Here is a 17,838-nt window from a genome sequence, read left to right as displayed (position 1 = left end):
ATTTATGCGTTTAGATTTACGGCACCCTAGTGTACGCTTTTTCCATTTTCCGCCCCGACGGCTGTTGTGTGCTGTAGAATGCGCCGGCTTCGCGTCCTGAAGCTCATGCTATCCCCGCGCCGATTCCCCGAGCGCCCGCAGGAATGCCTCGTCTTCGTAGTAGTCGGTGTGGCCGCCGCGGATCCCGGGTACGCGTTCGGCGCCGAAGCGTGCGGTGCCCGGGTCGGTGCCGTGCAGGGCGCTGAACGGGGAGCGCAGCAAAAGGATCGGGTCGGTCGGCGAATCCGCGACGGTGACCTTCGGGTCATCGGTGAATAAGGTGAGGTCGTCGACGTGGGAGGCACTGACGCCGGGCGAACCCACGATATAGAGCTCGTCGGCGAACAACCCATATTCTTCGGCGGCGCGGGCGGCCACCACCGAACCGTATGAGTGGCCCACCACGACTTTCCGCGAGTCCGGGAAACGCTCCTCCATGGCGTACTGAAACGCCGCCAAATCGTCCGCGCCGGCGCTGGCGGGAATGCGCGACATGCCTTCAATCAGTGTCGGGGGAGCGGAGTAGCCTTGCCAGACCACCACCGCACCGCCGGTGGCTTCCGCGACGGCTTGGGCCTCTTCCATGGCCAGGGCGAATTTCTCGGGCTCGCCCGAACCCACGCCGGAGACCACCGTGGTCACTGACTGCGGTGGGATCGGCTCGCCGTTTTCGTCGTATTCCACGCCGATCATGACGCTGTACCCATCGGGCCCGCCCTCGAGAACAATCCCGTCGGCATCAGTGACTACGTCTTGCACTGAGGCAGGCGCGGTTTCCAGAAGCCGCGCGCTGATCTGGGACAACGGTTCGTCCGAGTGGAATACGAGGCGGTCTAAGTCCTGTTCGTGTTCGAGCTTGCATTCTTGGGAGATCGAGGCGGAGCAGGATTTGTCGAGGAGGCGCTCCAATAAGGACAACGCGGCCAGCGTGCTTTCGTGGGCGACGCGAAGATGCAGTGGCACGAATGTCGCGGCCAGGGACTCTTTGCTCACGTCGACCATGTGCTGGGCGACAGCGGCTTCTTCGAGAATCTCCGCGATTTTCTCCATTGTGTCGGCGGGATTGCTCAACGCGCGTCCGAGGTCGGCGAGCTTGTCCAAGCCCGCGTCCGCGGCCTCGCCGGCGAGACCGGCGTTGGAGATGGAGGTGCGGGTGGCGGCGGTGTCGTCGATACGCGAGCGCACGGTTCCCGCTGCCCGCCGCAACGCGTCTGCGCTGGCCGAAAGTTCTGATGTGACCAGCATTATTCCGCCTTGAATGCACACGCGTGGTCGGCGTCGACCCCGCGGATGGCGGTGACGAATGCGGCTAAATCCTCGACGTGGGTGCGCACGCGCTCGGTGCGGGCATCCACGCCGTCGGCTAACGCGCTGTGAGCGGCGGCGAGCGCGGCGCTGGTCAGGCTAGGGGTTGCTAAATCGGTGAGCTCAGGATCGGTCCAGGTGGGCAGCGTCGGTAGGTCGGTGGTCGGTGCTTGAACGAAATTCGTTGTGTGGTTCATGCCCTCAACACAACGACAGCCAGCACTGATGCACAACGGTGGCCGTATGAACCTGTGGAATTTGAAAACTTATCCACATACCCTTGGTTCCCATGCGTATTGGACTCGTGCAATTCACCGCTTCAGAACGCGTCGCCGACAACCTCGCCGCGCTGAGCGAACGTATCCGCGACGCCGCGAACAAAGGAGCGACGCTCATCGTGTGCCCCGAGGCGTCTTCGCAAGCATTCGAATCCGGCCCGCTTCACAAGCAGGCTGAGGACTTCGACGGCGCATTCGCGACCGGGTTGCGCACGCTCGCGGAGGAGCTGGGCGTCACCATCGTCGCGGGCATGTTCCGGCCCGCAAGCGACGGGCGTGTGCGCAATACCGCGTTGATCACGGGGCCTGAGCTGCACGAAGGCTACGACAAGATTCACACATTCGACACCGCCAACTACCGCGAGTCGGACAATGTCGAGCCCGGAACCGAGCTTGTCACCTTCACCCACGAGGGCGTGACGGTCGGTGCCGCGATCTGCTTCGACATCCGTTTTCCCGATCATTTCCAACAGCTCGCGCGCCGTGGCGCCGACATCGTCGTCGTGCCCACGAGCTGGGCGGGAGGTGAAAATAAGGTGGGAGAATGGATCGCGCTTTCGCGTGCCCGCGCGCTCGATGCAGGGGTGTTCATCATCGCTCCGGATCAGGCGAATCCGGAAGGTTCCGCCGGGGCCCGAAATAATTCAGACCCGCTCGGCGTGGGTCATTCCGTCGCCGTCGCGCCCAACGGGACCGTCCTCGCGCAGGGCGGATTCGACGAGGAGGTCATCGTCGTCGACATCGACCCCGCCGAGGCACGCCGCCGCCGCGCGGCCGTCCCGATCCTTTAAACGCGCCGCAACGCCAGCCAATCCACCGCGCTCGCCAAGGATTCCAGGGCAGGTTCACGGACATCGACAACAAGCTCAATTCGCTTATCGACGCCCCCAAACACCGCCGCCCTCACCTCCGCCAGCCGGCTTCCCGTCGCATTGATGACGCTGTGTCCGGGCAACACCATCTGCTCGCCCCGCGCGTTCCCGCACGTCCAGTACTCGCCGATCGCCGGCCGCCGCCACGAGTCCGGCACATAGAACACCAGTTGACCGAACTGATTGGACGGCAGTGCCGGTGCAAGGTCGTGCCACTCGCCACGCTCCCCGTACGCGCCGGGCACCAGCACCGGAAGCGACTGGCCCGGAAGGTATTCCACCTGCATCGGCGCCTCCAGGTAGATGGCGAGCATGTCCGTTCCGTTCCCGCGCAGCTCCTCCACCCCAATGACCTGTGCCGCTGTCGCCGCCGGAATGCCCTGCAGGTCGGCCTCGCGTGCGGCATCCGCCATCGCGTATAGCCCGCGCGTCATCTGCTCCCAGATCGGCTCGATGTCGTGCGGACGGTCCCACAGTGCCTTGAGTAGCGCCTCACCCAGCGGGTTCACCAGCTCCTCGTAGGACTCCGGCGGCAGGCCCAAACGGCGGCGGTCTAAAGCCGTGGTGGAGGACAGGGAGGGGTTGAGCAGGGCGTCGATAAGCGTGCCTGCTTCCTCTGTGCTCCTTGAAAGCTGTAGCTCCAGCTTACTGCGCTCGGTCTCCGAAAAACTCACAAGCTCGTCCATGCTTCAAAGGGTAATGTGTCGCGCCTGCACGCTAAGCTAACCGCGATAGCTCCCACGCGAAAGGTTCGGCTCATGGAATTCACAGTCTATGACTTGCTTGTCGACGTTGGGTGGATCTCCGTCCTCCTCATCATCGGCAACATTCTCCGCCAGCGTGTCCGTGTGCTGCAGCAACTCCTGCTGCCGGCACCCATTACCGCTGGTCTCATCGGGTTGATCCTCGGGCCTGAGGTGTTGAAAGTCGCGTCGTTCTCCGACCAGATCGGCGACTACACCACTATTCTCATCGCCGTGGTGTTTGCCTCCATGGCGTATTCCATGGACCTCGGCGGGTCCGTGGCCAAGGGCGCGCGCAATATGTGGGCCTTTTCCACCACCATGTTCATGTTCCAGTGGGGCCTGTTCGTGCTTGCCGGGGTCTACCTGTTCAAGCCGGTATTCGGCACCGAGGACTGGTTCGGCATGATGCTGCCCGTCGGCTTCGTCGGCGGCTTCGGTACCGCCGCCGCCGTCGGTTCCGCCCTCAAGGACACCGCCGGCGCCGCCGCCGCTTCCTCCCTCGGCTTCACCGCCGCGACCGTGGGCACCCTCGTAGCCATCATCGGCGGTGTCATCGTCTCCAACTGGGGCATCCGAAAGGGCAAGACCACCGAGCTGCAGGGAGATCTGCCTAAGGAGCTGCGGTCTGGCTATATCGAGGACGAGGCTGAGCGTCCCTCCATCGGTAAAGCCACGACCAACCCGTCGTCGATTGAGCCCCTCGCTCTCCACAGCGGTTTCATTGTGTTCACCGTGCTCGTCGCCTACATGGTGAACACGCTGATCTCCAACAGGTGGGAGAACGTTTCCATCCCGCTGTTCGCCCTGTCCTTCGTCATCGGCTTCATCGGCCGTGGCCTGTTGCGACTGTTCAAGAAGCCGAACTACCTGGACAAAGACACCGTCACCGCTATCTCCGGCGCCGCCACCGACTACATGATCGCCTTCGGCATCGCCTCCATCGCGCCCGCCGCGCTGGCCGCCTACTGGCAGGCGCTCATCCTGCTCTTCGTTCTCGGCATCATCTTCTGTCTCTTCTATCTGCTCGTCATGGCGCCGCTTTACTTCGGTGAACAGTGGATTGAGCGCGGTATCTTCGGCTGGGGTTGGGCCACCGCCGCCGTCGCCACCGGTATCGCCCTGCTCAAGATGGTCGACCCCAAGCTCAAGTCCGGCACCCTCAACGAATACGGCGTGGCGTATGTCGGTTTCGGCCCCTTCGAGATCGGCATGAACATCCTCGGGCCCATTGCCGTTCTCGCCTCCTTCACCGGCCCATTCGGCTGGGTCGCCACCGTCGTCGCCGTTGGCATCCTGGTGATGAGCTTCGCCCTCAAGTGGGTTCCCGTCAAGAAACCCGCCGGAGCCATGAGCAGCTAGCTGCCGGTTGCTTCGGCTTTCTGCTCCCTGTTGTACGCTCCCCAGAACGTCATCAGCTGAAAGAAGCGCTGGTCTCCCGCAGATGACAGTGTTGCGCTTTGATGCGGAGGCAGCAGTCGTGTGATTCGCTGCGTCAACTGTCCCGAACGCTCCGTGAGCTCGTCCCCTGGGTAGCCGGTGGAGCTTAGCGCCAGCATGATCACCTCCAATTCGTCGTCCGTGAACGTCAGCGGAGGAACCGTGTCGCAATGCTCCATGGTGTAGCCGCCGTTGGCGCCGGGCTTCGAGGTGATGTTGAAGCCGAGGTCACGCAAATGCGCGATATACCTCCGCAGCGTCCGCTTATCGACGCCAACCCTTCCCGCCAACTCCCCTCCCTCCATCGGCCGCCCAATCTGCAACAGCCGAATCAATTCCGCTCCGCGTAAGAAATGAGCGACTTTCTCTTTGCGCTGGTATTTTTCCGTTTCCTCAATCGCGGCCTCAGATGGATGGGGAGGTAGTTCCGGAATGAGATCGCCGTGCATGCTGTTTTTCTCCTTGTCGCTTTTTGGTACTGATTCCCGCCGATGCGGTTGACGTAGCTCGCCGACAACCGGCTGCGCACCGTGTTTTTCTGGTGCGATTCTGAATTTAGGAAGAACAGGCCATGTGCGCTCGGCGCGAGTGTCTACTTCAGTGAGCAATGTCCACGGCTAGCCACCAGCTATTCCGTCCGCGACTTATATTGCGACTCCCCTTCGACGAGACGGTCCGTCTCTGCCAGTGGGCGCTCTTTTCCAGTGGGCGCTCTTTTCCAGTTGGGGACTCTGTAGGTGGAAGATGCGCTGAAGGCTATTGCGGACACAAACGCCCGCGTTGCGTGTCGTGGCGCATATGACGTGCAGTTTTGATTGTGTTCATTGAGGACAGTCTCGCCGCCGAGATGCCGGGGTGACGGATATTGTCTTGCGATGCCAGGAAGTTGTCCGCAATTGAGAGCTTCCTTTTCGCAGGGCAATGGCCCTGTAAGTGCTATTGAGGGCGGCAGTGCCCGCAATCGTCGGGAGCAATATATATGGAGGTCCCTCGAGCGCCAGCTGTTATTCGTGGAGCCGAAAAACACGGAAAGCCTCCCGGAAGAACAGAACAGCCAGAAGGACAGAACAAAGGCACGATCTGAGGCTTCAAACTGACCGAAACCGATGGAAATCATCATTTTCGCCTTGAGTGGAACAGACTCAACTTCGGCGGCGTTGTGACTATTGACGAACTAAGTTCGGACGAATAGAAGCACAGCAAATCGAGAGTTAGGAAAGGAGCGAGACGCCCATGAGCTCGTTCAACCCCACCACCAAGACTCAGGAGGCTTTGCAGCAGGCGCTGCAGCGTGCATCCGCAGCCGGAAACCCGGACATTAGGCCAGCTCACCTGCTCCAGGCGATCCTTGAACAGGAAGACGGCATCGCCGCACCGGTGCTCAAGGCGACCGGCGTTGACCCGGCGACGGTGCAAAAGGAAGCCGCTGAGATCGTCGACGGCTACCCGAAGGCCGAGGGCCAGAACATGGCCAACCCGAACTTCAACCGTGACGGCCTCAACGCGCTGAACGCCGCGCAGGAACTCGCCGGTGAGCTCGGCGACGAATACGTCTCCACCGAAGTGCTGCTCGCCGGTATCGCGCGCGGCGACGACGAGGCAGCCGAGTTGCTGAAGAAGCGCGGCGCCACCTACGACACCATCAAGGCAGCTTTCCCGTCCGTCCGCGGCCACCAGAAGGTGACCACGCAGGACCCGGAGGGCCAGTTCCAGGCACTGGAGAAGTACTCCACCGACCTGACGGCGCGTGCTCGCGAGGGCAAGATCGACCCGGTCATCGGCCGCGATAGCGAGATCCGCCGCGTGGTCCAGGTCCTGTCCCGCCGCACGAAGAACAACCCGGTGCTCATCGGTGAGCCGGGCGTAGGTAAGACCGCCATCGTGGAGGGACTCGCCCGCCGCATCGTGGCTGGTGACGTTCCGGAGTCCCTCAAGGGCAAGACCCTGATCAGCCTCGACCTGGGCTCGATGGTCGCCGGTGCGAAGTACCGCGGCGAGTTCGAGGAGCGCCTCAAGGCCGTGCTGGACGAGATCAAGTCATCCGACGGCGAGATCATCACCTTCATTGACGAGCTGCACACCATCGTCGGCGCCGGCGGAACCGGTGACGGCTCGATGGACGCCGGCAACATGATCAAGCCGATGCTCGCCCGCGGCGAGCTGCGCCTGGTCGGTGCGACGACGCTGGACGAGTACCGCAAGTACATCGAGAAAGACGCCGCCCTGGAGCGCCGCTTCCAGCAGGTCTACGTCGGTGAGCCGACGGTGGAAGACACCATCGGCATCCTCCGCGGACTCAAAGAGCGCTACGAGGTGCACCACGGTGTCCGCATTCAGGACTCCGCACTCGTGTCTGCCGCGTCCTTGTCTGACCGCTACATCACCAACCGCTTCCTGCCCGACAAAGCCATTGACTTGGTCGACGAGGCTGGCTCGCGCCTCCGCATGGAGATCGACTCCTCCCCGCAGGAGATCGACGAGCTGGAGCGCGTCGTGCGCCGCCTCGAGATCGAGGAGATCGCGTTGTCGAAGGAATCGGACGCGGCTTCGCAGGAGCGTCTCAAGGCCCTGCGCAGCGAACTCGCTGACCAGCGCGAAAAGCTCGGCGAGATGAAGGCTCGTTGGGAGAACGAGAAGAGCGAGATCGACAAGGTCCAGCACGCCAAGGAAGAGCTGGAGCGCCTGCGCAACGAGTCCGAGATCGCGGAGCGTGACGGCGACTACGCCAAGGTCTCCGAGCTCCGTTACGGCCGCATTCCGGAACTGGAGGAAGAGGTGGCTGCGGCGGAGCGGGAGGCGTCGATAAGCAATAAAACGATGCTGACGGAAGAAGTCACCCCGGACGTGATCGCCGACGTTGTGTCGAGCTGGACGGGCATTCCCGCTGGCAAGATGATGGAGGGCGAGACCGAGAAGCTCCTGAATATGGAGTCTGTGCTGGGTGAGCGCGTTGTCGGCCAGAATGAGGCTGTCGTCGCGGTGTCCGATGCCGTGCGTCGCTCGCGCGCCGGGATCGCGGATCCGAACCGCCCGATCGGCTCCTTCCTGTTCCTCGGCCCGACTGGCGTGGGTAAGACTGAGCTGGCGAAGTCGCTCGCTGAGTTCCTCTTCGACGATGAATCCGCGATGGTCCGCATCGACATGTCCGAGTACGGCGAGAAGCACTCCGTCGCGCGTCTCGTCGGTGCGCCTCCGGGATACGTCGGCTTCGACGCCGGCGGCCAGCTCACCGAAGCTGTCCGTCGCCGCCCGTACAGCCTCGTGCTTTTCGACGAAGTAGAGAAAGCCCACCCCGATGTCTTCGACGTCCTGCTTCAGGTGCTCGACGAAGGCAGGCTTACCGACGGCCAAGGCCGCACCGTCGACTTCCGCAACACCGTCATCATCCTGACTTCCAACCTGGGCGCCGGTGGCACCCACGACGAGATCATGGAAGCGGTCAAGCGCGCGTTCAAGCCCGAGTTCATCAACCGCCTCGACGACGTGGTCGTCTTCGACCCGCTGAGCCAGGAGCAGCTCGTCGGCATCGTCGACATCCAGCTGCGCAGCCTCACTGAGCGCCTGGCAGAGCGTCGCCTGACCCTCAACGTCACCGACGCCGCCAAGCGCTGGCTCGCCGACCGCGGTTACGACCCGGCCTACGGTGCCCGCCCGCTGCGCCGCCTGATCCAGAAGGAGATCGGCGACAAGCTGGCCAAGGAGGTGCTCGCCGGCGCGATCCGCGACGGTGACGCGGTGAATGTCGATGTGACCGATGACGCGCTGGATGTCACTGGTGGCAGTCAGTTTGATGCGACTGCGTCGGCTGGTTCAGGCGAAAATGTTGACTAGTGTCAGTTGTGTCAGTTAAGTTACTTATGTCAGATGGTTTACGGAGAGAGGAGACCGCAATGCTGACCTTGTCCGCTGATCAGTTCAGCGATGCAGACATGAAGGAGCTGGAGGCCGCTACCCAGCGGGATCTGCCTCCGATGGTCAAAGCTCTTCTCCGTGAAATCTTCGACTATGTTCGCAGTGGCGAGACTATTTACATGCTCGCCGCCGACCAAGAGCTGACTCCGAATGAAGCGGCGAAGCACCTCAAGATGAGCCGCACTCACCTTTGCAAGCTGCTTGACCGCGGTGACATCCCGTCACACAAGGTCGGTTCGCACCGTCGCATTCTCGTCAGCGATCTTATGGAGTTCAACCGACAGCGCCATGCAGATCAGCTCGAACTCGCCGAGAAGTTCGCGCGTCAGCGTGAGACCGCGCATGCTGTTGACGATGATTTTGCCGACCTGCTTTAAAGCGGTGCGTTCTTTGTGCGGTGTCCGTTTCGTTCCCCTTCACGACCACGAAACAATGCCTGTTTGCCCGGACTGCACCAAGCTCTACGAGTCCCTCTAATACAATCTCCGGCATGGAGCCACTGACCACGACAATCGTCACCCGGACCCCGCTGCCGGGGATTGAGAACGAGGAACTAGCTGCCCACGACCTGGGCGGCGGGCACTTCGTCGTCGCGTCCGTGCCGTTTTTGGACACGAGCATCAACGTCGGCGACATCGTCGAATGTGTGAAGGTCGGCGGCCAGTTCCACGTCAACCGCAAGGTAGTCAGCGGCGGGGCGGAAACAGTCCGGATCCTGATTCAGTCGCCGGAACCGACGGACATCCCGGAGACGCTGCTCGCGTTCGGGTGCCGGGTGGAGGTGGGGCCGGGGGGCATGCTGGGGGCGTCGATAAGCGCGGATGCCCCGAGCGAGGGTATCCGTGAGTGGCTTGAGGGCCTCCAGGCGCAGGGCATCATCTCGTTGGCGTAGCTACACTTGGCGCCATGAGCGTATTCGTGTCCTCCGAAGACCTGCGTGAACAGATCCGTACCGGCAAGAAGCTCACCGTTTTGGCCTCGCTGTGGGATGCCCGCGAGGGCAACGCGTGGTCGAAATTCCAGTCCGAACACATCCCGACAGCCCAGTACTGCAACCCGGCCGATCACCTCGTGGGCACGCCCGGCTCGCAGGTGGGTCGCAACCCGCTTCCGTCGACGGAGCACCTGCAGCAGTCGTTCCGTTCGTGGGGCATTGAGGCCGGCCGCCCAGTCGTCATCTACGACACCGGTTCCGGCGAGTTCGCCGCCCGCGCGTGGTGGACCTTGCGCTGGTCAGGTGTCCAAGACGTGCATATCCTCGACGGCGGCTTCCCCGCGTGGGAGCGCGCCGGCTTCGACACAGTCGCCGGCCCCGGCCCCGTCTCCGTCCGCACCGAACTCGAAGTCGCGCCGGGCCAGCTTCCTACCGCAGAAATCGACGACGTGCGTGAATTCAAGGGCATGCTTATCGACGCCCGCGATACCCCCCGCTTCGTCGGCCAACGCGAGCGCCTCGACCTGAAATCCGGCCATATTCCCGGTGCCCGCACTGTGCCTGTCGAAGATCTCTTTACCGAGGATGGCCTGATCAAGCCCGTCGAGGAGATCCTCGAGACCATGGCGAAGTTCGGCATCACCCATGCAACGGACCCCGCCGAAGCCATCGTCTACTCCGGCTCCGGTAACCACTCCTCGAAACTGCTCGCCGCCTTCGCTCACGCTGGCCTGCCCGTGCTGACCCACTTCATCGGCGGCTGGTCCCAGTGGTCCGCCAACCCGAAGAACCCCGTCGAGCGCGATATTTAACCTGTGCAGCTATGCGCTGGGCAGCTCCGGGGGCTTTAGGGCTGCCGAGCCCGGTGCTGTCCGCAGATCCGCAGCTCCGCAGCTCCGCAGCTCCGCAGATGTTAACCCCTCCGCAGATGTTAACCCCAAAACTTAGTTACCCCAGGTCGCAGTTTTTCGGCCAATTTTGCCGACCTGCGGAAACTAACTTTTGGGGTTCACATCTAGGAACCACCGCCTAAGGACCGATCTGGGCCGCTGCAGCGACCGCACAAGTCCCACCCCGGTGCAGAACCCTGCGACAACTAGCCACGCCTGCCCAGTTCAGGGGACGTCGGGGGATACAGTTTTGTACTGATGGGTTACATACTTCTGGGACTGTCCGCACTCGCCCTTGCCGGGGCGGGTATTTTGTGGCGCGCAGATGCGCAGGATAAGAGCAGGACCAGTGAGAACGATACCGCCCCACGCCCGGTCGAGGATGTGCGCGATGAGCCAGTGCTGCGCGAGGAAGCAGCACCGGCGGAACCAGAGCCGCAGCCGGAAGTAGAACCGGAGAAGGAGCCCGAGCTGGAGGCTGAAGAGGAAGAAGAGCCGCAGCCGGAACCGGAACCAGAAACGGAGCCAGAACCAGAAACGGAGCCGGAAACAGCAGAGGAAAACTCTGAAGAAAGCCAGAAAACGCACTCGCGCTGGAGCGCGCTGACCGGGCTGACCGAGGCTTTCTCGACCAAGCTGCCGTCGAAGCTGCCAACCAAGCTGCCCAAGCACCTACCGACCAAACTCCCCGGGGCCAAGCAGCGCAGCCGCAAGGAACGCCGGGAGTGGGCGGAGGCGAACGGTTTCGAGTACGCGAGGGAGGACGAGTTCCTCCAGGACGAGTGGGGGCGCGGTGCGGCGTCGGCGGGCGAGCCGGTGACGGACGTGCTGACGGGGACGCGTTTCGGGCACGAGACGAGGATCGCGGATATCGGCGGGACGACGGTCGTGGCGATGGGGACGGGGATGGAAAGTGGGGTGGTGGTGGACGTGCGTCGCAAGGCGACTGCGTCGGGGGCTACCGAGGACTTGGTCGCCGTCGCTGAGATCGAGGGGTTCCGTGTGTACGGCTCGGAGGCGGGGCCGGTGGAGCGGATGCTCGACATCCGCGTGAATACGGCGCTGGAGCTTCTTCCGAAGCAGGTCAGCGCGGTGTGGTTCGAGTCGGAATGGGTGCTGGCCCAGCTCGACGGCGCCGCGGGTGCGCAGGAGTGGGAGCCGGTGTTCGCGCCGCTCGCGCTGCTTGCCGACGCCGCACGTACCCTCCCGCCGCGCACCTGGCCCCACCTGCACTTCGAGCACCGCACACGCGAGATGGGCGACCCGATCGAGGCGGAAAGCAACGGGGGTGGCGGGGAGAATGAGATGGCGCGGCCGGTCGTCGCAAGGCCGGAGGAGCCGCTGGAGATGCCCACGCGCACCACGGGCGGCGTCCGCGGCACGATGGAATATCGCGCGGTCGGCGGGGATGACGTCGAGGCGATCGCTACGGGGGAAGCACCAGAGCAGCTTAACGACGGCACCCGCATCACCCGCCGCCCCCAACCCCCGTCAATCTTCGGCGACGGCAATGCGGACTACCCTGGGTGACCATGAGCGAGAACACGAATGACATGGGCAAAAAGCAGCGCCTCGCGGAACTGGTCCGGGAGTTGGCGGTCGTGCACGGCAAGGTGACGCTGTCGTCGGGCAAGGAAGCTGATTACTACGTCGATCTGCGCCGCGCGACGCTGCATCACGAGGCCAGCCCTCTGATCGGCGCGCTGCTGCGCGAGCTGACGAGCGACCTCGATTTCGACGCCGTCGGCGGCCTGACCTTGGGCGCGGACCCGGTGGCTACTGCCGTGATGCACGCGGATGGCCGGCCGATCGACGCGTTCGTGGTGCGCAAGGAAGCGAAGAAGCACGGCATGCAGCGCCGCATCGAGGGGCCGGACATCGAAGGCAAGCGCGTGCTGGTTGTCGAGGACACCACTACGACCGGCAACTCCCCGCTCACCGCTGTGAAGGCGTGCCAGGAGGCGGGCGCGGAGGTCGTGGCTGTGGCGACTGTCGTGGACCGCGCGACCGGTGCTGCGGACGTGTTGAAGGACGCGGGACTGGATTACCGCTTCCTGCTGGGCTTGGACGATCTTGGACTCGCATAGCCAGGCCGAGCACAGCCAGTCCGAGTCTGAGAAAGGCCCCACCGAATGGCAGGAAGGCCGCCATGGCGTTGGCCCGTGGGAGGGCGAGTGGCCGACTGACGAGCGCTTCGATGAAGACCTGCTGCGCAACGGCGACCGACGCAATGTCGTCGACAAATACCGCTACTGGTCACTCGAGGCGATCAAGGCGGACTTGGACACGCGACGGCACCCGTTCCACGTGGCGATCGAGAATTTCGAGAACGACATGAATATCGGCACGGTCGTCCGCACCGCGAATGCGTTTTTGGCGGAGGCGGTGCACATCGTGGGGCGGAAGCGGTGGAACCGCCGCGGGGCGATGGTGACGGACCGCTACCAGCACATCGTGCACCACGAATCGGTGGCTGACCTCGCAGACTACGCGAAGGAAAATGACCTGACCATCGTCGCGATCGACAACACTCCCGGATCGGTGCCATTGGAGACGGCGGAGCTGCCGGAGCGGTGCCTGCTTCTGTTCGGACAGGAAGGACCGGGGGTGACGGACCAGGCGCAGGACGCGGCGGTGATGACGTGTTCGATCGCGCAATTCGGGTCGACGCGCTCCATCAACGCCGGTGTCGCCGCGGGCATCGCCATGCATGCGTGGATCCGCCAGCACGGGGATCTGAATGGGGCATGGAAGGGGTAACGGGGAGAGGGGATCGTCGATAAGCTAGAAGCGATGTAAAGGAGGGCTTGTGCCAGAAACTTGGGCGCACCGCGCGGACCTCGCTGAAATGGCGATCACGGAGCGGCATGCGACGAAGCTGTGGGGCTTGCCCCGCACCAACCTCGCGGTGGTGAGCTGGCCGCCGACGACGAAGGAAAAGGTGTTCTTCCACTGGCATTACTGGTGGCAGGCGCACTACCTCGATTGTCTGGTGGACGCGGAAGCGCGGCGGTCAACGAAGGCGCGCCGCGCGGCGATCGTGCGCACCATTCGCGGCATCCGCCTGCGCAATCTGGGCAAGCTGATCAAGAACCGCTACTACGACGACAAAGCGTGGCTCGCGCTGGCGCTCAACCGCGTGACGCAGTCGGACAAGGTGGCGCGGCCGAAACAGCTCGACGACCTTGAATTCAACATTCTCGCTGGTCTTGACTCTGTGCTGGGGGTGCTGCCGTGGCGTACGGACGAGAATTTCTTCAACGTGCCGGCAAACGGGCCAGCCGCAATCATGCTCGCGCGCACGGGCCGCATGGACAAGGCACGGGCACTCATCGACTGGATCTTCGAGAACCTCATGTCCGATGACGGCCTCGTGGAAGACGGCATGCGTTTGCTTGCCGACGGCCCCCGCAACACCCCCACCATCTACACCTACAACCAGGGAACCGTGCTCGGCGCAGCACTGGAAATCGCGCTCGGGCTCGAAGACAAGCCAGAGGAGCAGGTCTACTACATCACCCACATCCGGTCCTTGGTGCAGGCGATCTCAATGCATGTGGCGACCCCGGGCGGCGTGATCGACAACCCGGTCGATGGCGACGGTGACGGTGGTCTGTTCAAGGGCATCCTGGTGCGCTACCTCGCCGAGGTGGCGGTGCGCCTGCCCGAGGACAGCCCCGCCAGTATCAGCGCCAAGCGCGCTGCTGAACGCCTGGTCATGGCGAGTGCGGAATCGATGTGGAACCACCGCCTCGAGGTTGACGGCCTGCCCATCTTCCCCGCGCGCTGGACTCGCGACGCGAAGCTGCCGCATAACTATTCGTTGGGACCGAGCTCGATTAGCGATGCGCTGGGCACGGCCCGGATCTCCGAGCGCGACCTGTCCGTCCAGCTCTCCGGGTGGATGCTCCTCGAGGCCGCCGCGCGGGTGTCCAAGGCGCGGAAGGAGCGCGAAGGGGAGTAGCCCCAAGAAACTTCATGCGGGAAAACCCGGGCGCGGGCATACTGGAATGCGTAGCGTCCGCGCGGTTTCCACAGTCACGCGGGCAACACGAGTGACCACCGAGTGACCATCGAGTGAAAGGGATCCACACCCCCATGCCTATTGCAACCCCTGAGGTTTACAACGAAATGCTCGACCGCGCGAAGCAGGGTGGCTTCGCGTTCCCGGCGATCAACTGCACGTCGTCGGAGACGATTAACGCAGCGCTGCGCGGCTTCGCTGAGGCGGGCTCGGACGGCATCATCCAGTTCTCCACCGGCGGCGCCGAGTTCGGCTCGGGCCTGTCCGTGAAGAACAAGGTCGCGGGTGCGGAGGCACTGGCGGCATTCGCACACAAGGTGGCTGAGAAGTACGACATCAACGTCGCGCTGCACACCGACCACTGCCAGAAGGAAGTGCTGGACGACTACGTGCGTCCGCTGATCGCCATCTCCCAGGAGCGCGTGGACCGCGGCGAGCTGCCGCTGTTCCAGTCCCACATGTGGGACGGTTCCGCCATCCCGATCGACGAGAACCTCGAGATCGCGCAGGAGCTGCTGGAGAAGGCGCGCAAGGCCAACATCATTCTCGAGGTCGAGATCGGTGTCGTTGGCGGCGAGGAAGACGGCGTGCAGGCTAAGGCCGGCGCGAACCTCTACACCACGCGCGAGGACTTCGAGAAGACCATCGATGCCATCGGCACCGGTGAGAAGGGCCGCTACCTGCTGGCTGCCACCTTCGGCAACGTTCACGGCGTGTACAAGCCCGGCAACGTGAAGCTGAAGCCGGAGGTGCTGGAGATGGGGCAGGAAGCTGCCGTCGAAAAGCTTGGCCTGAATGCTGGCGATAAGCCGTTCGACTTCGTGTTCCACGGCGGTTCCGGCTCCGAGCCGGAGAAGATCGCGCAGGCCCTGTCCTACGGTGTTGTGAAGATGAACGTGGACACCGACACCCAGTACGCGTTCACCCGCCCGGTGGCTGAGCACATGTTCCAGAACTACGACGGCGTGCTCAAGGTCGACGGCGAAGTGGGCAACAAGAAGACCTACGACCCGCGTTCCTACCTGAAGAAGGCGGAGCAGTCCATGGCTGATCGTGTCGTCCAGGCGTGCGAGAACCTCAACTCGGTCGGCAAGTCCGTGTCCAAGTAAACACGCTCACAGTAAAGGCCAGGTCCCATTTTCGGGGCCTGGCCTTTTTGTTCTACTTTTATTGAAGCCTTGCTCCTTAGAGCTCCAGCGCCCGGCGCAGTACATCGCCCACGAGGTCCTCGAAGGAGGCGTGCACATCCTCGTCGACGTCGGGGTCCCACGCGATGCTGTCCACAAGCTTCCACTTCTGATCATCCGTGTCATACGCCAACAGCTGATCGTCCACTTCACCGATAAACCGCAGCGGCGACGATATCGAGTGCAGCCCCTCGAGCAGACGCTCGTTCGACTCCAGAACGCCCGAGGTGTGGACCGCCCGGCCCTCCTCACCTTCCTCGAAATCCCGTGTTCCGTAGATGTGCGCGCCGTTGACCCACACGCCATTGCTGCGTTGCCACAGCTGCTGCAGAGCCTCGGGTGGCTCGATTCCGAATAGGTCTTTGAACTGTGGAACGAGGGCGTTGATCGTGTCCGCGTCGGCGGGCGGCTCGAGCCCTTCCTCAGCGTCGATCTGGTCTAACAACGGATTCAGGTCAATCATGGTCACAACCTTCCAATCAACGGTGTGTGGCTTCCATACCCCGGAGCCGGCCAGATATTGATGCCCCTAGGGTATTTCGGTGACAGAAACTTTGGGGCTGGCCTGGTTTCAACCTACCTACTACGTAGCGCTGGTAGCTGGTGTCTAACTGGTAATCGGGTGAGTCTTCGATCAGCACGAGCCTGTCGTCCAAGCGTGCGAGAACCTCAACTCGGTGGGCGAGACCGCGTCGAAGTAAACACGTCTACAGTGAAGGCCAGGTCCCATTTTCGGGGCCTGGCCTTTTGTTCTACTTTTATTGAGATGCCCATGGAGAAAAACACCACACGCGAGCGTATGACCACGCGTGAGCGGATGGCGGCGGTCGAGCACTCCGTCGAAGCACGAGTGCGCCGCGTCCGCCAACGCATTCTTCCCGCACTCCAAGTCGGGATCGCCGCCGGAATCGCATATTTCATTGCGCACCAGTGGGTCGGGCACCCGCTGCCGTTCTTCGCACCGATCAGCGTGATCATCATCGTCGGCTTGTCCGGCGGGGAGCGCATCACGCGCGCGCTGGACATGTCGCTCGGCTGCATTCTCGGTGTTCTCATTGGCGACTTGCTGTTCGCGCCGCTCGGCGCCGGCGGGTGGCAGATCGCGCTCGCCGTCGGCGGATCGTTGCTGTTCGCGTCGTTCTTCTCTAAATCGCCACTCGTGGCCAACCAGGTCGCGATCGGCTCAATCCTGATCACCACGATCATGCCGCCTGACGCCGACGTCACCGGCCTCGACCGCACCATCGACGCATTCATCGGCTCCGCGGTCGGCCTCGCCGTCGTCGCGCTTTTGCCGTCCGCGCCGCTATCCACAGCGCGGCAAGAGATCGCCAAGGTACTCAAGATTTTGAGCTCAGTGCTTGACGACGTCTCCCACGGCATCTCCAACCAGCAACCCGCCGAAATGGCTGTGGCACTGGAAGCGATCCGCGGAACCCAATCGGATATTGACGCGATCAGGTCCGCGACCAAATCCGGACGCGAATCCACGCAGCTGTCTCCGTTCCTGTGGGGCTCTCGCGGCTATGTCACGTCCCTGTCTCGCATGGTCCCGCCCACCGACAATGCGATCCGCACCAGCCGCGTGCTTGCCCGGCGTGCCCTTGTCCTCGTGGAAGACCAGGACACTGTCTCCCCGAAGCAGCTCTGGATCCTGGACCAGCTTTCCTCCATCGCGCTCGATATGTCCGCCATCTTCGAGGTCAACGCCAAAATCAGTCAGGCCCAAGGCATGCCTGCACTGACCAACCGTCTGCGCGCACTCGCCGCCGAAACCGGCATGGACGTCCTCGACGTGAACGCCCAGCCGCCGTTCGGCCCGTACTCGCCGTTCGAGGGCCCCGCCAAGGACGCCAATAACGCCGCCGCCGCGGAGGCTATGGCAGCGGCCGACACCGACCCTGACTCCGAATCTCGCGCCGAGTCCGGCAGCGCCTCCGAGCGGGTCAGCCCTAAGGCCTCCGACTCAGCCCTGCCCACCATGCCTGCGCTGTCCGCGTCCTCGATCCTGGCCCAGTCGCGCTCCCTGATCGTGGATTTGCTGCAGGTGTGCGGCTGGTCCCGCGAGTCCGCCGTGGCCGTTCTCAAGCCGACCTCTGCCACCCCGGCCTACCCGCCCGAAGTACGGAATCGATTCTTCGACGACGAGAGCGACAGCGACGAACGGTAGCGGGCGCGTATGGCGCAGCCCCAAAGGCGATGCGCCCATTGCGC

At 63.3% G+C, this 17,838-nt stretch carries 18 protein-coding genes; 13 read left to right on the top strand and 5 right to left on the bottom strand.

What is annotated here, in order from left to right:
• Positions 1–108 precede the first annotated feature (108 nt).
• Together ACUY2Y_RS10265 and ACUY2Y_RS10260 are read right to left on the bottom strand one after the other, a co-directional pair.
• Positions 109–1,284: an alpha/beta hydrolase gene (locus tag ACUY2Y_RS10265; protein WP_448326235.1), complete on the bottom strand. Its 1,176-nt coding sequence runs from the start codon at positions 1,282–1,284 to the stop codon at positions 109–111.
• On the bottom strand, positions 1,284–1,541 hold the full coding sequence (locus ACUY2Y_RS10260) for a hypothetical protein (RefSeq protein ID WP_259902322.1): 258 nt from the start codon (positions 1,539–1,541) through the stop codon (positions 1,284–1,286). The genes ACUY2Y_RS10265 and ACUY2Y_RS10260 overlap by 1 nt, the downstream gene beginning before the upstream one ends.
• Before the next feature lie 92 nt (positions 1,542–1,633).
• Between ACUY2Y_RS10260 and ACUY2Y_RS10255 the strand changes: the two genes are divergently transcribed.
• A complete protein-coding gene (locus ACUY2Y_RS10255) occupies positions 1,634–2,413 on the top strand; it encodes a nitrilase-related carbon-nitrogen hydrolase (protein ID WP_448326233.1) in 780 nt (259 codons plus the stop codon).
• Here ACUY2Y_RS10255 and ACUY2Y_RS10250 read toward each other — a convergent pair.
• Positions 2,410–3,180: a hypothetical protein gene (locus ACUY2Y_RS10250; RefSeq protein WP_448326231.1), complete on the bottom strand. Its 771-nt coding sequence runs from the start codon at positions 3,178–3,180 to the stop codon at positions 2,410–2,412. The genes ACUY2Y_RS10255 and ACUY2Y_RS10250 overlap by 4 nt on opposite strands.
• A gap of 72 nt (positions 3,181–3,252) precedes the next feature.
• Between ACUY2Y_RS10250 and ACUY2Y_RS10245 the strand changes: the two genes are divergently transcribed.
• Positions 3,253–4,599 carry a sodium/glutamate symporter gene (locus ACUY2Y_RS10245; RefSeq protein ID WP_448326229.1) on the top strand — a complete coding sequence of 449 codons (1,347 nt, stop codon included), beginning with the start codon at positions 3,253–3,255 and terminating at the stop codon, positions 4,597–4,599.
• Here the strand turns inward: ACUY2Y_RS10245 and ACUY2Y_RS10240 are convergent.
• The gene (locus tag ACUY2Y_RS10240; protein ID WP_448326227.1) at positions 4,596–5,285 is read right to left on the bottom strand and encodes a helix-turn-helix transcriptional regulator; all 690 of its coding nucleotides are present in this window, start codon (positions 5,283–5,285) and stop codon (positions 4,596–4,598) included. The two genes, ACUY2Y_RS10245 and ACUY2Y_RS10240, sit on opposite strands and share 4 nt — an antisense overlap.
• 625 nt (positions 5,286–5,910) lie before the next feature.
• Here ACUY2Y_RS10240 and clpB point away from each other — a divergent pair.
• The 10 genes from clpB to fbaA all read left to right on the top strand — a co-directional run bounded on the left by clpB (position 5,911) and on the right by fbaA (position 15,546).
• Positions 5,911–8,508, top strand: coding sequence for an ATP-dependent chaperone ClpB (clpB, locus tag ACUY2Y_RS10235; RefSeq protein WP_448326225.1), 2,598 nt, complete (start codon positions 5,911–5,913; stop codon positions 8,506–8,508).
• Positions 8,509–8,567: 59 nt separating this feature from the next.
• Positions 8,568–8,966, top strand: a complete 399-nt coding sequence (locus ACUY2Y_RS10230; RefSeq protein WP_448326223.1) for a helix-turn-helix domain-containing protein — start codon at positions 8,568–8,570, stop codon at positions 8,964–8,966.
• Positions 8,878–9,066, top strand: a complete 189-nt coding sequence (locus ACUY2Y_RS10225) for a DUF3039 domain-containing protein (protein WP_448326221.1) — start codon at positions 8,878–8,880, stop codon at positions 9,064–9,066. Before ACUY2Y_RS10230 ends, ACUY2Y_RS10225 begins: the two co-directional genes overlap by 89 nt.
• Positions 9,067–9,079: 13 nt before the next feature.
• Positions 9,080–9,481: a DUF4265 domain-containing protein gene (locus ACUY2Y_RS10220; protein WP_448326219.1), complete on the top strand. Its 402-nt coding sequence runs from the start codon at positions 9,080–9,082 to the stop codon at positions 9,479–9,481.
• A gap of 14 nt (positions 9,482–9,495) precedes the next feature.
• Positions 9,496–10,335 carry a sulfurtransferase gene (locus ACUY2Y_RS10215; protein ID WP_448326217.1) on the top strand — a complete coding sequence of 280 codons (840 nt, stop codon included), beginning with the start codon at positions 9,496–9,498 and terminating at the stop codon, positions 10,333–10,335.
• Between the two features lie 336 nt (positions 10,336–10,671).
• Positions 10,672–11,943, top strand: coding sequence for a hypothetical protein (locus ACUY2Y_RS10210; protein ID WP_448326215.1), 1,272 nt, complete (start codon positions 10,672–10,674; stop codon positions 11,941–11,943).
• 2 nt (positions 11,944–11,945) lie between these two features.
• Complete coding sequence (gene pyrE, locus ACUY2Y_RS10205) at positions 11,946–12,500, top strand: orotate phosphoribosyltransferase (RefSeq protein ID WP_448326213.1); 555 nt, start codon at positions 11,946–11,948, stop codon at positions 12,498–12,500.
• On the top strand, positions 12,487–13,173 hold the full coding sequence (locus ACUY2Y_RS10200) for a TrmH family RNA methyltransferase (protein ID WP_448326211.1): 687 nt from the start codon (positions 12,487–12,489) through the stop codon (positions 13,171–13,173). Before pyrE ends, ACUY2Y_RS10200 begins: the two co-directional genes overlap by 14 nt.
• A 49-nt stretch (positions 13,174–13,222) precedes the next feature.
• Positions 13,223–14,377 carry a glycoside hydrolase family 76 protein gene (locus ACUY2Y_RS10195; RefSeq protein WP_448326209.1) on the top strand — a complete coding sequence of 385 codons (1,155 nt, stop codon included), beginning with the start codon at positions 13,223–13,225 and terminating at the stop codon, positions 14,375–14,377.
• Positions 14,378–14,511: 134 nt separating this feature from the next.
• Positions 14,512–15,546, top strand: a complete 1,035-nt coding sequence (gene fbaA, locus ACUY2Y_RS10190; RefSeq protein WP_210574019.1) for a class II fructose-bisphosphate aldolase — start codon at positions 14,512–14,514, stop codon at positions 15,544–15,546.
• A gap of 76 nt (positions 15,547–15,622) precedes the next feature.
• On the opposite strand, the gene ACUY2Y_RS10185 is transcribed toward fbaA, so the two are convergent.
• Positions 15,623–16,087: a hypothetical protein gene (locus ACUY2Y_RS10185; protein WP_448326207.1), complete on the bottom strand. Its 465-nt coding sequence runs from the start codon at positions 16,085–16,087 to the stop codon at positions 15,623–15,625.
• 303 nt (positions 16,088–16,390) lie between these two features.
• Here ACUY2Y_RS10185 and ACUY2Y_RS10180 point away from each other — a divergent pair, with 303 nt between their 5' ends.
• A complete protein-coding gene (locus ACUY2Y_RS10180) occupies positions 16,391–17,794 on the top strand; it encodes an FUSC family protein (protein WP_448326205.1) in 1,404 nt (467 codons plus the stop codon).
• The last annotated feature ends 44 nt before the right edge of the window (positions 17,795–17,838 follow it).

Source organism: Corynebacterium sp. 20-84, assembly GCF_053479455.1.
The sequence above is the reverse complement of the archived record's forward strand: the minus strand, read 5'-3'. Positions and strand labels throughout refer to the sequence as shown.